Below are 550 nucleotides of genomic sequence, written 5' to 3' on the forward strand. Positions count from 1 at the left end.
GGTTACATTCCGAACCCGGAAGCTAAGCCTCATAGCGCCGATGGTACTGCAGGGGGGACCCTGTGGGAGAGTAGGACGCCGCCGAACAATTATTCAAAGGCCGTGGCCCCAGCGATGAGCTGGGGCCACGGCCTTTTTCTTTTTCTCGAACCACTTGATCCCGCGCAGCCCGCTCGCTGTCCCCCAAGCGCGAGCCTGCTGCTGATGCTTGACAATGAAGAAGGTGCCTGGCCAGCGGCCGGCATCGTGCCGCGTCGGGTGCACCCCCTGCCCGACCTGCGGCGAAGCTGATGATGTAGAAGGAGTCACCGCGATGTCGAACCCGCCCCAGGACCGCCCCGACCGTCGATCGGACGATGGCCGAGGCCACGAGTCCCGCTCGCGCGGCGGCTGGTCGAACGACCGTGGCCCGCGCCGCGAGGACCGCGGTGGCCCCCGTCGCGATGACCGTCCGTCGTACGGCGACCGTGACCGCGGTGGCGACCGTGGCGGTGACCGCGGTGGCTTCCGCCGTGACGACCGTCCGTCCACTGGTGACCGCGGTGGTTTC

At 68.0% G+C, this 550-nt stretch carries 1 rRNA gene; it reads left to right on the forward strand.

Annotation, left to right across the window (positions count from 1 at the left end):
• Positions 1–87 (forward strand): 5S ribosomal RNA (gene rrf / locus ACFZB9_RS30350); the annotation flags it as partial.
• Between the last annotated feature and the right edge of the window lie 463 nt (positions 88–550).

It is taken from the genome of Kitasatospora sp. NPDC008050, from assembly GCF_042957465.1.
Taxonomy (GTDB): Bacteria; Actinomycetota; Actinomycetes; order Streptomycetales; family Streptomycetaceae; genus Kitasatospora.